This is a genomic window from Mesorhizobium sp. B263B2A (assembly GCF_020165775.1).
Taxonomy (GTDB): domain Bacteria; phylum Pseudomonadota; class Alphaproteobacteria; order Rhizobiales; family Rhizobiaceae; genus Mesorhizobium; species Mesorhizobium opportunistum.
Window position 1 is genome coordinate 1 of sequence record NZ_JAIUIU010000002.1, and the last position, 16,373, is coordinate 16,373.

The 16,373-nt window shown below is 64.7% G+C and carries 15 protein-coding genes and 1 pseudogene; 7 read left to right on the plus strand and 9 right to left on the minus strand.

The genetic code is table 11. From position 1 onward, the window contains the following. Positions 1 to 76 precede the first annotated feature (76 nt). The 4 genes from LB568_RS05335 (at position 77) to LB568_RS05350 (ending at position 5,038) form a co-directional block, all read left to right on the plus strand. Positions 77 to 1,012, plus strand: coding sequence for an ABC transporter permease (locus tag LB568_RS05335; RefSeq protein ID WP_318013244.1), 936 nt, complete (start codon positions 77 to 79; stop codon positions 1,010 to 1,012). Then, a complete protein-coding gene (locus tag LB568_RS05340) occupies positions 1,009 to 1,773 on the plus strand; it encodes an ATP-binding cassette domain-containing protein (RefSeq protein WP_013894190.1) in 765 nt (254 codons plus the stop codon). The genes LB568_RS05335 and LB568_RS05340 overlap by 4 nt, the downstream gene beginning before the upstream one ends. A 38-nt stretch (positions 1,774 to 1,811) precedes the next feature. Continuing rightward, positions 1,812 to 2,894, plus strand: coding sequence for a Gfo/Idh/MocA family protein (locus LB568_RS05345; RefSeq protein WP_224729511.1), 1,083 nt, complete (start codon positions 1,812 to 1,814; stop codon positions 2,892 to 2,894). Between the two features lie 119 nt (positions 2,895 to 3,013). Next, positions 3,014 to 5,038: an amidase gene (locus tag LB568_RS05350; RefSeq protein ID WP_224729512.1), complete on the plus strand. Its 2,025-nt coding sequence runs from the start codon at positions 3,014 to 3,016 to the stop codon at positions 5,036 to 5,038. A gap of 148 nt (positions 5,039 to 5,186) precedes the next feature. Here LB568_RS05350 and LB568_RS05355 read toward each other — a convergent pair whose 3' ends face one another. The 3 genes from LB568_RS05355 to LB568_RS05365 form a co-directional block, all read right to left on the minus strand. After that, complete coding sequence (locus LB568_RS05355; RefSeq protein WP_224729513.1) at positions 5,187 to 5,531, minus strand: hypothetical protein; 345 nt, start codon at positions 5,529 to 5,531, stop codon at positions 5,187 to 5,189. A gap of 62 nt (positions 5,532 to 5,593) precedes the next feature. Continuing rightward, entirely contained in the window at positions 5,594 to 6,241 is a 648-nt protein-coding gene (locus LB568_RS05360) for a ThuA domain-containing protein (RefSeq protein WP_224729514.1), read from the minus strand. Between the two features lie 45 nt (positions 6,242 to 6,286). Beyond that, positions 6,287 to 7,309, minus strand: coding sequence for an LLM class flavin-dependent oxidoreductase (locus LB568_RS05365; protein WP_023766225.1), 1,023 nt, complete (start codon positions 7,307 to 7,309; stop codon positions 6,287 to 6,289). Between the two features lie 134 nt (positions 7,310 to 7,443). Between LB568_RS05365 and LB568_RS05370 the strand changes: the two genes are divergently transcribed. The 3 genes and pseudogenes from LB568_RS05370 (at position 7,444) to LB568_RS05380 (ending at position 10,415) form a co-directional block, all read left to right on the plus strand. Further along, complete coding sequence (locus tag LB568_RS05370; RefSeq protein ID WP_224729515.1) at positions 7,444 to 8,529, plus strand: CaiB/BaiF CoA transferase family protein; 1,086 nt, start codon at positions 7,444 to 7,446, stop codon at positions 8,527 to 8,529. Positions 8,530 to 8,544: 15 nt separating this feature from the next. Beyond that, a pseudogene (locus tag LB568_RS05375) lies at positions 8,545 to 9,045 on the plus strand (peptide deformylase). Positions 9,046 to 9,188: 143 nt separating this feature from the next. Continuing rightward, a complete protein-coding gene (locus tag LB568_RS05380; protein ID WP_224729516.1) occupies positions 9,189 to 10,415 on the plus strand; it encodes an NAD(P)/FAD-dependent oxidoreductase in 1,227 nt (408 codons plus the stop codon). A gap of 17 nt (positions 10,416 to 10,432) precedes the next feature. On the opposite strand, the gene LB568_RS05385 is transcribed toward LB568_RS05380, so the two are convergent. The 6 genes from LB568_RS05385 to LB568_RS05410 form a co-directional block, all read right to left on the minus strand. Then, positions 10,433 to 11,494 carry an ABC transporter ATP-binding protein gene (locus LB568_RS05385; RefSeq protein ID WP_224729517.1) on the minus strand — a complete coding sequence of 354 codons (1,062 nt, stop codon included), beginning with the start codon at positions 11,492 to 11,494 and terminating at the stop codon, positions 10,433 to 10,435. Positions 11,495 to 11,504: 10 nt separating this feature from the next. Next, positions 11,505 to 12,317, minus strand: a complete 813-nt coding sequence (locus LB568_RS05390; protein ID WP_013894181.1) for a carbohydrate ABC transporter permease — start codon at positions 12,315 to 12,317, stop codon at positions 11,505 to 11,507. Next, complete coding sequence (locus LB568_RS05395) at positions 12,317 to 13,192, minus strand: carbohydrate ABC transporter permease (protein ID WP_224729518.1); 876 nt, start codon at positions 13,190 to 13,192, stop codon at positions 12,317 to 12,319. The genes LB568_RS05390 and LB568_RS05395 overlap by 1 nt, the downstream gene beginning before the upstream one ends. 72 nt (positions 13,193 to 13,264) lie before the next feature. Further along, positions 13,265 to 14,557, minus strand: a complete 1,293-nt coding sequence (locus LB568_RS05400; RefSeq protein WP_224729519.1) for an ABC transporter substrate-binding protein — start codon at positions 14,555 to 14,557, stop codon at positions 13,265 to 13,267. A gap of 62 nt (positions 14,558 to 14,619) precedes the next feature. Beyond that, complete coding sequence (locus tag LB568_RS05405; RefSeq protein WP_224729520.1) at positions 14,620 to 15,642, minus strand: Gfo/Idh/MocA family protein; 1,023 nt, start codon at positions 15,640 to 15,642, stop codon at positions 14,620 to 14,622. Further along, entirely contained in the window at positions 15,639 to 16,346 is a 708-nt protein-coding gene (locus LB568_RS05410; protein WP_013894177.1) for an N-acetylmannosamine-6-phosphate 2-epimerase, read from the minus strand. Before LB568_RS05410 ends, LB568_RS05405 begins: the two co-directional genes overlap by 4 nt. Positions 16,347 to 16,373: the final 27 nt, after the last annotated feature.

A 16,373-nucleotide genomic window follows, 5' to 3' on the forward strand; every position in this document is an offset into this window, starting at 1 on the left:
CCCCCCCCCCCCCCCCCCCCCCCCCCCCCCCCCCCCCCCCCCCCCCCCCCCCCCCGCGGCGGAGAGCCGCCCCTCCCTGTCGGCTCTCCTCCTGGATCCCTCCTTCTGGGCCGACTGGGCGTCCGTCGTCGGCCTGGTCGGTCTCGTCATCGTCTTCGGCATCGCCCAGCCGGTCTTCCTCAGCATCGCCAATCTGCAGGCACTGCTGCTGGCGGCGTCCATCCTGGTCGTACTGTCGATCGGCCAGACCTTTGTCGTCGCGACCTCAGGCATCGACCTGTCACTGGCGGCGGCCGTCATGCTCGGCGCCATCGTCCTCGGTCTGGTCAATGCGGCGGGCTACGGCATCTTCATTGCCTGCGTGCTCTGCGTGCTGGCCACCAGCGCCATCGGTTTTCTCAACGGCCTCATCATCACCGCCGGCAAAATCCCCGATTTCGTGGTGACGCTCGGCACGCTGTCGGCCATCACCGGGCTCGGCCTGATCCTGTCGGGCGGCGAGCCGACCATGGTCGGCTCGACTTTTCTGCTCAGGCTTGCCTCAGGTTCTTTCGGCCCATTCGGCTATCCGGTCTGGGTGGCGATAGCGGCGGTCGTCGCAGCGCATGTCGCGCTCTACCACACGCGCTTCGGCGTCCATCTGCTGGCGACCGGCGGCCAGGTCGAAAGCGCCGGCGCGCTCGGCATCCGCACCAATCGGGTCAAGATCGCCGCCTACACCATCTCGGGCCTGTGCGCCGGCATCGCCGCAATCCTCCTGGTGGCGCGCATCGGCTCGGCCGAACCGCAGATCAACACCAGCCTGCTTTTGAATTCGGTGGCCGCGGTGGTGCTGGGCGGCGTCAGCCTGTTTGGCGGCCGTGCCAGCATACTTGGCCCGGCCATCGGCGCGCTGATGCTGACCGCACTGGTCAACGGGCTGACGCTGCTTAGCGTTTCGGCCTTCTACCAACCGCTTGCCGTGGGTGCCATCGTGGTGCTGGCGGCGCTGATCATGCGGTATCAGAAATGAGCGCGGTCCTCCCCTTCCCCGCCTCGGACGCGATCATCGCCTGCCAGGACCTGAGCAAGCATTTCGGCGGGGTGCGCGCCTTCACCGATGTCGCCTTCCAGGCGCGCCGCGGCGAAGTCACCGCCGTCATCGGTGACAACGGAGCCGGCAAGTCGACGCTGATCCGCTGCCTGGTCGGCGTGCATGTGCCGGATGCCGGCTCGATCGTCTTCGACGGCCGCCAGCATCCCTTCTCCAACCCGGACGGAGCACGTAAGGCCGGCATCGAGACCGTGCACCAGAACCTGGCGCTGATCGACGAACTGACGGTGGCGCAAAACCTGTTCCTCAACCGCGAGCTCGTGCGCCGCATCGGCCCTTTCGCGTTCCTAGACCGCAAGGCAATGAAACGCGAGGCCCGCTCCATGCTGTCGCGCCTGTCCATCAACGTGCCGTCGATCAACCAGCGCGTGCGTCGTCTGTCGGGCGGCCAACGGCAGGCGATCTCGATCTGCCGCGCCGTCGGCTCCGGCGCCAAGCTGGTGGTGATGGACGAGCCGACCGCGGCGCTCGGCGTGCAAGAGACCGCCAATGTCGAGGCGCTGATCCGGCGCCTGCGCGAACAATCGGTCTCGGTCATCCTGGTCAGCCACAATTTCGATCAGGTGCGCCGCCTGTCCGACCAGATCTGGGTGATGCGGGCGGGCAAGATGGCGGCAACGGTGCGCGCTGCGGAAACCACCGGCAACGAACTCGTCGCGCTGGTCACCGGCGCGGCGTGAGCATCGAACAACAGACTTGAAATCAGGGGAGTTTGAGAGTGGCACCACTTCGTGTCGGACTTGTGGGTCTTGGAGAAGTCGCGCAGTCGATCCATCTGCCCGTTCTGGCGGATCAGCGCGACCGCTGGGCGATCGCGGGCGTCCATGACGTGTCGCCAAGCCTGGTGGCGCTGATCACCTCCCAATATGCGACGGCAAAAGCCTACGACTCGGCCGAGGCGCTGATCAATTCACCCGACATCGACGTGGTGTTCGTGCTGTCGTCTGACGACACTCACAGCCGCTTCGTGCGCGCCGCGATTGCCGCCGACAAGCACATCCTGCTGGAAAAGCCGGCTTGCCTGACGGTGCGCGAGATCGATGAGTTGCTGGCACTGATGCCGGCCTACCAAAAGACCCTGTTCGTCGGCTACATGCGCCGCTACGCGCCGGCCTATCTGGCGGCCAGGGACGAGCTTCCCGCCCACGCCGACATCACCCATGTCCGCATCTTCGACCTGATTTCGGAGGGCCGGCACTTCCTCAAGAAGAGCCGGAACGTCCTTTATCCCAACGACATCGACCCTGCCCTCCTCGCGCGAGGCGCCAGGGAACGGGATGCGCTGATCCGTGAAGTCGTCGGCGCCGACGCGCCCGCAGACCTGGTGCGCGCCTATCGCGGGCTGACGGCGCTGTCCTCGCACCACATCTCCGCGATGCGCGGGCTCATCGGCGAGCCGGCGCGCGTCGTCGCCGCGCACCGCACCAATGGCGGGGCCAACACGTCGGTCACCTTCGACTATGGCCACTTCGCCTGTCTCTATGACGCGGTGGTCGACGATCTCGGCCTGTTCGATGCCATGATCGAGGTGCGCTCCAACACCAGGCGCGTGCGCATCATCTACGACACGCCCTATATCCGCAGCCTGCCGACCCGGCTGGAAGTAACCGATGCCGGCCCGCTCGGCCCGGTGACCAAAAGCTTCGGCCCGCTTTATGGCGACGCCTTCTCCAACGAACTGGAGATTTTCCATCGCCACATCACCGAAGGCACCAAGCCTTTGACTGACCTCGCCGACTCGCGCCGCGACCTGGCGCTGATGGCCGGGATCATCGAGCGCATGAAACAGGCGACCGGCTGAACCAGGCCGGAAGGACGGCTGCAGGAACAACACCTTACGACAAAGACTGCCGATTGGCTCTTGCCGAAGCCGGCGGCCTCGCTCATCCATGGTGTCGAAACGACAGCCTGGAACCCGTGATGACCGATGCCAGCCTTCATCTCGTCGAAGCGACGATCGACCAACTGCGCCGCGCACTTGATGGCGGTCTCGTCACCAGCGTCGAGTTGGTCGCAGCGTATCTGCGCCGCATCGCGCATTTCGACCGCCATGGCATCAGTCTCAACGCGGTTCCCGTGCTCAACCCTGATATGTTCGAGGAAGCGGCTGCTTCCGACCAACGGCGGCGCACCGGCGCCCTGCTCGGGCCGCTGGATGGCATCCCCTACACCGCCAAGGATAGCTACAAGGTCAAAGGCCTGACGGTCGCCGCCGGCTCGCCGGCCTTCGGGCATCTCGTCGCCAATGAGGACGCCTTCACCATCGCGCGGCTGAGGGTCGGCGGCGCGGTGCTGATCGGCCTGACCAACATGCCGCCCATGGCCAATGGCGGCATGCAGCGCGGCGTCTATGGCCGCGCCGAAAGCCCTTACAATGCCGACTATCTGACCGCCGCCTTCGCGTCGGGCTCGTCGAACGGTTCGGGCACCGCGACCGCTGCCAGCTTCTGCGCCTTCGGGCTCGGCGAGGAAACCTGGTCATCCGGCCGCGCCCCGGCCACTAACAACGCGCTGGTTGCTTACACGCCCTCGCGCGGCGTAATCTCCGTGCGCGGCAACTGGCCGCTGGTTCCGACCATGGATGTCGTCGTGCCGCACACGCGGACCGTGAACGATATGCTGGAGCTGCTCGACGTCATCGTGGCCGACGATCCCCAGACGCGAGGCGATTTCTGGCGCGCGCAGCCCTGGGTCAAGCTGCCGAAGAGCTCCGAAATGCGGCCGCAACGCTATACCGGTCTCACGCTCGCGGGATCGCTGAAAGGCATGCGGCTCGGCGTGCCCCGAATGTATATCGGCCGCGACAGCCGCGCCGACCGGCCGATCGAAACCCGGGCCTCCGTGCTTGCCCTTTGGGAACAGGCGGCGGCCGATCTCAAACGGCTGGGCGCCGAGGTGGTGGAAGTCGATTTTCCCGTCGTCTCCAACTATGAGCGCGACCGCCCCGGCACGCGTACCATCGTCGAGCGTGGGCTGGTACCGAAGGAATTCGCCGACCGCGAAACCTGGGATCTCTGCATCTGGGGCTGGGACGACTTTTTGCGCGCCAATGCCCACCCTGACATTCCCGACCTCGCCTCGGTCGATGGCCCCAAAATCTTCCCGCAGCCGCCAGGCACGCTGCCCGACCGCTATGAAGGCGGCTTCGACCTCGCGGAGTATGTCGAGCGGGCGAAAGCCGGGGTCACGCCCTTCAAGGATATCCCGACCATGGAGGATGGTCTCAAGGGCCTTGAAGCGACACGGCGCATCGATTTCGAGGATTGGCTCGATGCACAAGGCATCGACGCCGTGGTGCTGCCCGCCGCCGCCGATGTCGGCCCGGCCGATGCCGACATCAACGAGGCGTCCGCCGCCCTTGCTTGGCGCAACGGCACCTGGGTCGCCAACGGCAATCTGGTCTGGCGCCATTTCGGCATCCCGACCGTCACCGTGCCGATGGGCACCATGGCCGACATCGGCATGCCGGTCGGCCTGACCTTCGCTGGCAAGGCCTATGATGATGAACGCTTGCTGCGCATGGCCGGAGATTTCGAACGCGCCACGCAGCGCCGCATGAGTCCGCCACGCACACCTGAATTGGCCGATGACGTGTTTTCGGATCGGCCCGCCCGGTGTGGCGACGGCAAGGCGCCACCGCTTGTCATCGCGCTTGCCGCCGAGACGCGTTCTTCGGGCGATCAGGACGAGATATCCATCACTGTCGACCTGCCCGGCGACGCGGAGGCGGAGAATGCCAGCGTCAAGGTGCATATCAACGGCGAGCCTGTCGCATTGCAGCGAAGCGGCGCGCGCCTAGTCGGGCGTGCGCTCGTTCCGGCCGCCGAGCATCAGCGGTTCCACAGCGTCTGGCGCGGCCCGTATGGCTCGATCATCACGGCGGTGGTGCGGCTGGAGGATGGGCGAAGCGCTGGCGCCTATGTGGTTGTGGGCGGGATCAGGTGAGGGTCTCAGCGTCCCCGGCTTCGTCATCCTAGGGTCTCCGCGACGGAGCTTCGCTCCTGCTACGCCCTAGGATGACGAAGTCAGGAGCCTATGGATAGTCGCACAAGTGCCGTCAATGACAATCGCGAACCCGGGAGCGCCGCCCCGGTCAGCCACCGGCCGAGCGTCTCGCCACAAAGGCCAGGTCCCGCTGAATGACATCCCGCTTGTCTTGCGACAGACCGGCAAGCAGCTTTTCATCGAGATACCCTGCTCGAATAAGCTGCGCGAACACGAAGAGAAGCTGCGAATAGCGATAGTCGAACGTGCGATCGATTTGCCGTCGCTGTTCATGCAAATAGTCTTCGAGCTCCCACATCTCGGAGGGCTGCGTCACCGCACTCGCCTTGCTTTTGAAGTCGGCCATAGTCTTTGCGAGCGCCGCCTCAAGAGCGGTATCGAAGGCATGGCGCGCTAGCTTCTTTTCGGATCCGGACCACTCGAAATCACTCATTGGATATCTCCATGGATGCCCTGTGAATTTCGGCCCAGATTTTCACGAAACCGCGCTTGCTGCTACCCCCGCGCCGCCCAGAGCAAACCGCGCTCCACAATCAGCGCCATTTCCGGCACCGCGAACTCATCCGCCGTATGTCCAAGAGAACTGTAAAACACCCTGCCCGAACCATACCGGCGCTTCCAGATCACAGGCATGACGACGCCGCCGATGCCCGGGAAATGCGCGTCGGTGAAAGTGGTCGTCGCCAGCACTTCGTTGCTCGGATCGACATGCATGTAATACTGCTCCGACCGGTAGGCGAAATCGCCGACGCCTCTGGTGATCGGATCGTCCGGCCGGGTGATGACGACCTGGTAGTCGATGATGTCGCCGGGATGCGCGACCCATTGGCCGCCGGTCATGAACTGATAGTCGGGCTCGTTGCGAAAACTGTCGCCCATCGTGCCGTGAAAGCCGCCGAGCCCGGTCCCTTGGCGAACGGCCTGCGTCAGGTTCTGCAGTTCGGCCTTTTCGATCGTCGACATGGTGATGACAGGTACGATGAGATCGAATGACGACAACTCCGGATCGGCGAACATCGCCGTGCCCTGGCCCAGCGTGACGGCGAAACCGTTGCGCTCGAGCAGGGCCCGGATGACATTGGCGCTGCGCTCCGGCGTATGGCCTTCCCAACCGCCCCAGGCAATCAAGGCTTTCTTCGCCATGGCGTGGATCTCCTCTCCTCAGTTGTCGCTGTCTTGGCTCTCCTGTCAGCGCCAACCCAGCCCAGGCGCGACATGGGTCAGGATCGCTTCGATGACGTGGGCGTTGTAGTCGACGCCGAGCTGGTTGGGCACGGTGAGCAGCAGCGTGTCGGCCTCGGCGATCGCCTCGTCCTGCGCCAGTTCCTTGATCAGCACATCCGGCTCGGCGGCGTAGCTGCGCCCGAAGATCGCCCTCGTATTCTCCTCGATGAAGCCGATCTGGTCGCGGCTCTCATTGCCGCGGCCGAAATAGGCGCGGTCACGGTCGTCGACCAGCGCGAAGATGCTGCGGCTGACCGAGACGCGCGGTTCGCGCTCATGGCCGGCCGCTTTCCACGCCTCACGATAGATCCGGATCTGCTCGGCTTGCTGGATGTGGAAGGGCTTGCCCGTCTCGTCGAATTTCAGCGTCGAACTTTGCAAATTCATGCCCAGTTTCGCCGCCCATTCCGAAGTGGCGTTGGTGGCCGCACCCCACCAGATGCGCTCGCGCAGGCCTTCCGAATGCGGCTCCAGCCTGAGCAGGCCGGGCGGGTTGGGGAACATCGGCCGCGGATTGGGCTGTGCAAAGCCCTCGCCGCGCAGCGTGTCGAGGAAGACCTCGGCGTGATGCCGCGCCATGTCGGCGTCGCTTTTGCCCTCCTGTGGCTGATAGCCGAAATAGCGCCAGCCATCGATTACCTGCTCGGGCGAGCCGCGACTGATGCCGAGCTGCAACCGCCCGCCAGCGATGATGTCGGCGGCACCGGCATCTTCGGCCATGTAGAGCGGGTTCTCGTAGCGCATGTCGATGACCGCCGTGCCGATCTCGATGCGGCTGGTCTTGGCGCCGACGGCCGCCAAAAGCGGGAATGGCGAGGCGAGCTGGCGGGCAAAGTGGTGCACGCGAAAATAGGCGCCGTCGGCGCCAAGCTGCTCGGCGGCGACGGCAAGATCGATGGATTGCAGAAGCGCATCGCTCGCCGAGCGCACCTGCGATTGCGACGAGGGCGTCCAATGCCCGAATGACAGGAAACCGATTTTTTTCATGGTCCTGAAGTATATGCCGGCGGCACGTGCTTCAATGCCAAAACGGCAGGGTTACACACCGTCGCCCTGCACGGTACCAAAGCAGGCGATACCAAAAGTGCGCGATGCCGAGCCTGAACGCCATGGAGGGCGAAATGCTGAAGGGAACCCGCATCGTCGAGATTGAGGCGCTTGGGCCGGCGCCTTTCGCCGGCATGCTCTTGGCCGATCTCGGCGCCGATGTCATCGTCGTCCACCGCAAGCAGGCGCCGATGCCGGGCCTGCCGGAGCGCTCGCTGCTCGATCGCGGCAAGCGCTCCATCGCGCTCGACCTCAAGGATGCCGAAGATGTCGCCGTACTGATGCGCCTGATCGCCACCGCCGATGGATTGATCGAGGGTTTCCGGCCCGGCGTTATGGAACGTCTCGGGCTCGGCCCGGATGCCTGCCTCGCCGTCAACCCGAAGCTGGTTTACGGCCGCATGACAGGCTGGGGCCAGGATGGCCCGCTCGCCCGCACCGCCGGTCACGACATGAACTATATCGGCGTGTCCGGTGCGCTCTGGTACGGCTCCTTGCCAGGAGAGGTGCCTATGTCGCCGCCGACGCTGGTCGGCGACATAGGCGGCGGCGCGCTCTATCTTGTGATCGGCATGCTCGCGGCCATGATGAACGCCAGCGCCAGCGGGAAAGGCACCGTGGTCGACGCGGCGATCGTCGACGGCTCTGCCCACATGATGAACCTGTTGATGTCGCTCGCCCAGTCCGGCGGCCTTGCCGCCGAACGGGGCAACAGCCTTCTCGACGGACCGCACTGGTGCCGCGTCTATCGCACCGCGGATGGCGGCTTCATCAGCGTCCAGTGCATCGAGCCGAACTTCTATGCGCTGTTCCTCGACCGGCTTGGCCTCGCCGCCGATCCGGAATTCGCCAACCAATTCGACCGCGATCTCTGGCCGGAGCTCGGCAACCGGCTGGCGGCAATCTTTGCGAAGAAATCCCGCGACGAATGGGTCGAGCTGTTCGAAGGGTCGGACGCCTGCGTCGGGCCGGTACTTGGCCCGCGGGAGGCAGCACAGCATCCGCACATGGCCGCGCGCGGTACGTGGCTGACGGTGGACGGTGCTCTTCAAGCGGCGGCGGCACCGCGTTTTTCGGCAAGGGCGCGGTGCTCGCCTGCCGCAAGCCCGGCGCGTGGCGAACACGATGCGGAAATCCGTGCTTGCCTGGCCGAATCGTGACGTAGGACGAGCTCCATGGCGGTTCGGCCGATCATAAGGTTCCCCAATCCCCTCCTCCGCGCGGTGGCTGAACCTGTAAAACTGTTCGACAGCGACTTGCACGGTTTGGCCGGCGATCTCGTCGACACCATGCACGCGGCGCCCGGGATCGGCATCACCGGCCCGCATATCGGCATTTTGAGACGCCTGGTGGTGATCCAGCTGCCTTCCGCCGCAAAGCCGGGGATCTACGTCAATCCATCGATCGTCCACGCCTCGACCGAAATGATCCGTCATGCGGAAGGCAGCGTTTCGATGCCCGGCGTCACCGAGGATATCGAGCGACACGCGCGCATAATCGTTCGCTAACAGGATCTGGATGGCAATGAGCAGTTCGAGAACGCCGATGGTCTGCTGGCGGTTTGTCACCAGCATGAGATCGATCAGCTCGACGGGCTCTTCTGGACGCACAGGCTGACGCGCCTGAAGCGCGATCGGCTGGTCAAGCGCTACGGCAAACTCATGCGAGCCTCGTAGCGCCACGGCAAATCGTAAAGAACGGGCCTTGGTCCGGCAAAATTGTGCCGTGCTGATTGCGTGGCAGCCGGAAGCTCTTGAATGCGGCTCTTCATTCTCGTATACGAGTATACGAGAATGAAGGCATTGATGGAGGGGTCACGATGGCCATCGTCAGGGATTTCGGCAAGGCGCCGGTGGACGCCCTGGTCATCGGCGGCGGCATTGCCGGCTGCTCGCTCGGCTACGAGCTGGCTCGCAGAGGCTTCAAGACGACCATCCTTGAGCAGAGCATGATCGCCGCGGAGTCCTCGGGGCGAAACACCGGCACCTTGCTCAGCGGCCCACAAAAGGAGGTGGTCGAACTGCTGGATGCCAGCGTCGCGGTCTACGCCGAGCTTGCCGACGGACCTGTTCCCTTCGAATTCGCGGCAATCGCGCATCTGCTGATCTCCGAGGATGAGGCGAGTTTCGAAGCCGCTGCCGCAGTGGCGGACCGCTACCGGGCGGCGGGCGTACCTATGGAAAAGATCATAGGCAAGGATCTGGCGCGCGACCATCCGCGCATCGGCTTCAAGGTGGCCGGCGGCTACAGCGTCGGCCGCGCATGGACGCTGGAGCCGATGGGAGCGACACACGCCTTCGCCCATGCCGCCCGCGAGGCCGGAGCGACGATCCGGACAGGCCTGCGCGTCGCCCAGATCTTCTCCAGGGGCGGCAAGGTGCAGGGCGTGCTGACCGACCAGGGCATCGTTCCCGCCGATCTCGTCTTCATCGCCAACGGACTGTGGATGTCGGACCTTCTGCGGCGCACCGTGGGCGATGGACCGCTGCCCGGGTTACCCCTCACCGCCGGACGCGGCTGGCTGATCCAACTGGGCAAGCTCGACTTCGAATTGCCCTGGATCGTCGAGGAACTGACCTGGCCGGATCAGGAGGAACTCGGCCGGCGCATGAGGCTCGATGGCCTCGCCGATGTCGCCGCCCAGCGCGACGACCAACCGGCCGTCGAGGCCATCTGCCTCAACCCGATGCGCGGCGGCGATGCCAGGCTCGGCGCCTCCGTCCAGCCCGCCTTTCGCGACCTCGTCCGCAACACCGCCATGGCAAGCCGTATCGCCGGCCGCACGCTGCGCATGCTCCCCGGTCTCGGCTCTCCGCAGGTCAAGAACGTCTATCCCGGAAACAGACCGATGCTGTCCGACGGCCTGCCGGTCGCTGGCCGGACCGCTGTCGAGGGGCTGTTCGTGCATGGCGGCATGGGCTCGATCGGCATGCATGCCGCACCCGCCACCGCGCGCTGGCTGCTCGACGCGGCGCTGTCGGGCGATGGCAATCCAACGCAGGAATGGCTGCGCCCGGACCGCTTTCCAGGATGGGGAACGGCCTGAGGCAGCACCAAACAGGATCAGCGAATGCGCAACCCCTGCGCGTCGAAGATGCGGGTGCGGCTGGGCAGGAAGCGCAGCGTGATCGTCTCGCCGAAACGCGGCTGGTCCTCGCGCCGTTCGGCGACCACCGTTTCGCCGCTGGGCAGCGCGCCGTGCACGTAGGAGGTCGATCCCAGGCGTTCGGTGACATCGACGGCCAGCGCAAGCTCGACGCCCTGCTTTTCGTCGAGATGCTCCGGCCTGATGCCCAGGGTAACGTCTTGGCCACTGCCAAGCCGCGTCGCGAGATGAGAGATATCGACACTGGCATCGCCGACAAGCACGGCTTTCCCGCCCTCGGCCACCTTCGCATTGAGGAAGTTCATGCGGGGCGAGCCGATGAAGCCGGCGACGAAGGCGTTGTCGGGATCGTCGTAGAGCGACAGCGGCGTGCCGATCTGCTCAATCTTGCCGGCTTTCAGCACGACGATCTTGTCGGCCAGCGTCAGCGCCTCGGTCTGGTCGTGCGTCACATAGACCATGGTGCGGCGGATCGACTGGTGCAGGCGCTTGATCTCGGCGCGCAGTTCCGTGCGCAGCGCCGCGTCGAGATTGGAGAGCGGCTCGTCGAACAGGAACAGCCTGGGATCGCGCACCAGTGCCCGGCCGATGGCGACGCGCTGGCGCTGGCCGCCGGACAACTCACGTGGCTTGCGACCCAGCAAGGGTTCGATCTGCAGCAGCTTCGCCACCGCATCGACCTTCTCGCCTGACGTCTTGCGGTCTAGTCCGCGCATCTTCAGCGGAAAGGCAATGTTCTCGGCCACCGACATGGTCGGATAGAGCGCGTAGGACTGAAACACCATCGCCACGTCGCGCTCTCGCGCGGGAAGATTGGTGACGTTGCGGTCGCCGATGACGATGGTGCCGGAATCGATCGGGTTGAGCCCGGCAATCGCATGCAGCAGCGTCGACTTCCCGCAGCCCGAAGGCCCGAGCAGCACGACGAAGGAGCCTTCCTCGACTTCGACCGAGACATCGTCCAGCACGTTGACCGCACCGTAGGATTTCGACACCGACCGTATAGACAAATTCGCCATCGTTTCCCCCTCAGCCCTTCACGCTGCCCAGCGTCATGCCGCGCACGATCTGCCCCTGCACCAGAACGCCAAGCACGATCATCGGCAGCATGATGAGCGTGGCGGCGGCGGTCAGCGCGCCCCACTGGATGCCCTGGAAGGTCAGGAACGAGGTGATGGAGACCGGCAGGGTCTGCGTGTCGCGGCCGGTCAGCACCAGGGCGACGAAGAACTCGTTCCAGGTGAACAGCACACAGAGAATCAGCGTCGCGACGATGCCGCCGCGCGCCGCTGGCAGGTAGACATGCCAGAACACGCTGAACTCACGCGCGCCGTCGACGCGGGCCGCATCGCGCAGCTCCTTCGGGATGTCGTCGAAGAAGGTGATCAGCAGCGAGATGGCGAACGGCACATTGACGAAGGCATAGGCCGCAATCAGCAGCCAGTGCTGGTTGAGCGCGCCGATTCGGGTCGCCAGGTAATACATCGGAATGACAAACAGCAGCGCCGGCGCGATGCGCAGGCTGAGGATGAACTTTTCCTTGGAGCGGCGCAGGTCGCCCGGCTGCTGCGCCAACCCGTAGGCGGCGACCGAGCCGATGGCCACCGCCAGCGCGCTGGACAGGATGGAAATGATGAAGGAATTGGCAAACGCGCTAAGGAAGCCGCGATTGGCGAACACAGTGCGGTAGTTGTCGAGCGTCGGGCTGAACAGCCAGACCGGCGGAATGGCGAAGGCGTCGCGCGTCGTCTTGAACGAAGTCACCACCACCCAGTAGAGCGGGAACAGCACCGCCAGCAAAAGCATGAGCAGCCCGACATAGAAAACCGTACGCCGGCCCATCAGCGCTCTCCCGCTTTCGGAAACAGCACGCTGTACATGGTCAGGAGCGCGACATTGGTGAAGATGGTCAGGATGACGGCGATGGCGAGCGCGTAGGAAATGTCGAAATTGGTGAAGGCGACGATGTAGCCGTAATAGTTCAGCGTCTCGGTCGAAAGCGCCGGCCCGCCGCGCGTCATGATGTAGAACAGGTCGAAGGCCTTGATGCTGTCGATCGCCCGGATCAGCGCGACGATGGCGAGCGCCCGGCGCAGCATCGGCAGCAGCACATACCAGGTCACCTGCCATTCGCGCGCGCCGTCGACGCGGGCGGCATTGAGCGGATCGGTGGGTGCCGATTCTAGTGCCGCCATCACCAAGAGGATGACGAAGGGCGTCCACTGCCAGATGTCGGCGATCAGAACCGAAAACAGCGCCAGTTGAGGACTGCCCAGCCAGTCGACCTGGGATATGCCGGCCAGTGACAGAAGATAGTTCGCCATACCGGTGGCGGGATCGAACAGGAAGCGCCAGGTCAGCCCGACGACCACCGGCGTCATGATGATCGGCACCAGAAGCAGCGTCCTCACCAGCCGTTTCATGGCGAAGTCGCGGTCGAGGAAAAGCACGACGGCAAGCCCGAGCGCGATCTCGATCACCGTCGCCAGTGTCGTGAACAGCACCGTGCGCCACAGCGCCGCCATGGCGCGCGGATCGCCGAAGAAGCGCAGGTAATTGTCGAGGCCGACGAACTTTTCCCGTCCGGCGCGCATCAGCGACAGATCGTGCAAAGAAATCCAGATCACGAACAGCGTCAGCGCGACCGAAGCCACGGTCAGGCAGACGATGATCGGCTGGAAGAAATGCCTGGTCGGATCCGATGCTGCTGTCGCCACGGTCTCAATCCACTCGTTGAGGATTTCGCCCTGCGCACAGGGAGCGCACGCGGCAGGGCACGCCTTACCCGCTTATCGGGCGAGCGCGGCGTTGTTGGCCTCGTCCGCCTCCTTCAAGGCATCGACGGCACTGGCCGTGCCGGCAAGCGCCTTGGAGACAGCGATGCCGGTGTTGTTGATGATCTCGTTGGCCTGCTCGACCGTCGGCAGGTATTGCGGATTGCCGGCATTGATGGCGGCGATCATGCCGTCCTTGAAGGCGCCGTAGCGCTTGCCGAATGCCTCGCCGTTCAGCACCGAAAGCGAGGTCACCCCGGAATTCGGATCGGTTTCGATCGCCTTCAGCTGCTGCTCCTTGGCGGTCGCCCAGGCGGCGAACAAAGCAGCCGCTTCCTGGTTCTTGGATTCAGCCGAGACATACATCGAGTGCACGGCGAGCGAGGACGAGCCGCCCTTGGGCGAGGAGGATTTCATCGGCACCGGCACATAGCCGACCTTGCCGACGACCGTGGAGACGGTGGGATCCTCGTTGTAGGCGCCGTTGACGGTGGCATCGAGGGTGATCGCCGCCTTGCCTTGCTGGAACAGCAGTCGGTTTTCTTCCCAGCCGAAATTGGCGACACCAACCGGACCGTAATCCTTCAGCACCTTGGTGAAGGCTTCAAGTGCGGCGGCACCCTCCGGCGTCGCCAGCGCCGACTTGCCGCCGGCGTCGAGGAACGAGCCGCCAAAACCCCACAGATAGGCGGCCCAGACATAGACGCCCTGGATGCCTTGCTGGCCGCGCATGGTGATGCCGGCGATCTGCTTGTTGGTTTTTTCGGAGATCGTCTTGGCAGCATTCTCGATGTCCTCGAACGTCTTCGGCGCCGCAAGTCCGTACTGTTCGAACAGATCCTTGCGGTACATGACAAAGGTGCTCTCGCCGTAGACCGGCAGCCCGTAGACCTTGCCGTCGACCACGTTGGTGTTGAAATAGCCGGGCACGAAATCGGCCCTGTCGAAATTCTCCTTGTCCTTGGCCAGGAAATCGTCGAGCGGCACGACGTAGCCCGACTTCACGAAACCCGGCAGGTAGATGATGTTGTTCTGGACGACGTCGTAGCGGCCGGACTTGGAGGAGAATTCCAGCAATTCCTTGGCCGTGATGTCTTGCTCGGGTACGATTTCGAGCGCCACGTCGATGCCGGTCACCTGCTTGAATTCCGGCAACAGCCTCTGGATGGCGTCGGTCGTCGGATGGCCTTCGAGCAGCACCGACAGTTGCACCCTGTCGAACGGCTTGTCCTGCGCGAAAGCCGGCAGGGCCGTGGCAAGCGCGGCCGCGGCCACGCCAAGCATCAACACATTGCGTCTGTTAAACATTTCTCGTCTCCCATTGTTGGGCCACGCTGGCCTCGTTTCAAATTCTCTGTGTCGTTCGAGCATCACGCCTGGCCGAGACGCACGATTTCGCCGCTCTGCGCCGACTGCATCATCGCCAGGGTGAGTTCGAGCGAACGAAGGGCATCGCGGCCGCTGGCGATCGGCATGTCGGCTCCGTCCAGCCAGGCAAGCAGGCCGCCGAGTTGGCGCGCCAGGTCGCCGTCGAGACGGCCGTTGACGACAGGCCAATGCTGGGTGTCGATCTCGCGCGATGTTTCGTTGCTGGCGTAGTAGAGGCCGCTGTCGCCGCACTGGACCTCGAACGAGCCTTCGGTGCCGATCAGCTCCATGCGGGCATCGATCATCTGGCGCGCGCCGGCCGGCAGCGACCAGGCGCTTTCGAAGTTTACCACCGTGCCGCCGGAGAAGCGCACGATCGCGGCCAGGCTGTCCTGCGTGCCCGAGGCGCCGAGCAGAATGTCGGTCTGCTGGGCATAGACCGAAACCGGGTGCTGCCCGTCGAGCATCCACAGCACCATGTCGACGTCGTGCACGGTGACATGCAGCGCCAGCGGCAGCTTGCCGCCATAGCGCTTGGGGCCTTCGGTGCGGGCGCTGTTGCGCCGGGCGTAGATGTGGATCGGCTCGCCGATTTTGCCCGAAGTCATCAATTCCTTGGCCGCCGCATAGCGCGGATCGAAGCGCAGGAGGTAGCCGATGCCGAGTTTGACCTTGGCCGCCTCGCAGGCAGCGATGATGTCTTTGGCATCCTCGATGGTGGAAGAGATCGGCTTCTCGACGAAGATGTTGATGCCGGCCTTGGCCACGGCAACCGCCGGCGCCAGATGCAGGTTGTCGGGCGTGCAGATCGAGACGAGGTCGAGATCGCGTTCGCCCGTCAGCAGCGCCTCATGGCTGGGGTAGACCTTGCAGCCCGGCGCCTTGGCGGCGACAGCGCCGGCCAGTTCCAGGTTGGGATCGACGATCGCCGCCAGTTCGCAGCCGACCATGCCAGCGAAGATCGCGGCGTGCATGGAGCCCATGAAGCCCGCACCGATAACGGCGACGCGGTGGCGCTTGATCATGACTTGTTCCTCTTCAATTGCGGGTCGGCGCTCCACGACGCGACCTTATCGACGAAGCCGCGGGTTATGGCGTCGGGCCGTGTGATAGCACCGCCGACGACGATGAAGCGTGCGCCGAGCTCGAAGCAGCGGACCGCCTCCTGCGGTGTCCAGATGCGGCCCTCGGCGACGAACGGCAGGCCGGCGCCGGCAAGCTGCCCCATCAGCTGGAAATCCGGCCCGCGCTGCTGGTTGGAATAAGGCGTGTAACCGGCCATGGTGGTGCTGATCAGCGAGGCGCCGGCATCGATGGCGCGCTTGCCCTCGTCGAGCGTGCTGACATCGCCCATCGACAGGCGCCCCTTGGCAGCAATCGCACCGAACATCGCCTCAAGATCCGTCGGGCGCGGCCGGTTGGTGGCGTCGAGAGCGACGATGTCGGCCCCGGCGTCGATAATCGACGCTACGTTGGCGAGCGTCGGCGTGATGTAGATTTCGGTGTCGGCACGGCGGGCCTTGATCAGCCCGATGATGGGAACGCCGGTGCGCCGGCGGACCGCCTCTATGTTGGCGACACCCTCGATGCGCACACCGGCCGCGCCGCCAAGGATGACCGACCGGGCAATGGCGGCAATGTGCTCAGGGGCGTCGAGCGGCATGCGGGATTCAGCCTGGCACGAGACGACCAGCATTCCATCGAGCTGAGCAAGCAGATCGCCTTGCACCTGGGGTTTCTCCTTGAGCGTTACCCC

Coding starts and splice junctions, on each gene's coding strand:
- LB568_RS05340 (WP_013894190.1), top strand. CDS start 1,009: ATGAGCGCGGTCCTCCCCTTCCCCGCCTCGGACGCGATCATCGCCTGC.
- LB568_RS05350 (WP_224729512.1), top strand. CDS start 3,014: ATGACCGATGCCAGCCTTCATCTCGTCGAAGCGACGATCGACCAACTG.
- LB568_RS05355 (WP_224729513.1), bottom strand. CDS start 5,531: ATGAGTGATTTCGAGTGGTCCGGATCCGAAAAGAAGCTAGCGCGCCAT.
- LB568_RS05360 (WP_224729514.1), bottom strand. CDS start 6,241: ATGGCGAAGAAAGCCTTGATTGCCTGGGGCGGTTGGGAAGGCCATACG.
- LB568_RS05365 (WP_023766225.1), bottom strand. CDS start 7,309: ATGAAAAAAATCGGTTTCCTGTCATTCGGGCATTGGACGCCCTCGTCG.
- LB568_RS05370 (WP_224729515.1), top strand. CDS start 7,444: ATGCTGAAGGGAACCCGCATCGTCGAGATTGAGGCGCTTGGGCCGGCG.
- LB568_RS05380 (WP_224729516.1), top strand. CDS start 9,189: ATGGCCATCGTCAGGGATTTCGGCAAGGCGCCGGTGGACGCCCTGGTC.
- LB568_RS05385 (WP_224729517.1), bottom strand. CDS start 11,494: ATGGCGAATTTGTCTATACGGTCGGTGTCGAAATCCTACGGTGCGGTC.
- LB568_RS05390 (WP_013894181.1), bottom strand. CDS start 12,317: ATGGGCCGGCGTACGGTTTTCTATGTCGGGCTGCTCATGCTTTTGCTG.
- LB568_RS05400 (WP_224729519.1), bottom strand. CDS start 14,557: ATGTTTAACAGACGCAATGTGTTGATGCTTGGCGTGGCCGCGGCCGCG.
- LB568_RS05405 (WP_224729520.1), bottom strand. CDS start 15,642: ATGATCAAGCGCCACCGCGTCGCCGTTATCGGTGCGGGCTTCATGGGC.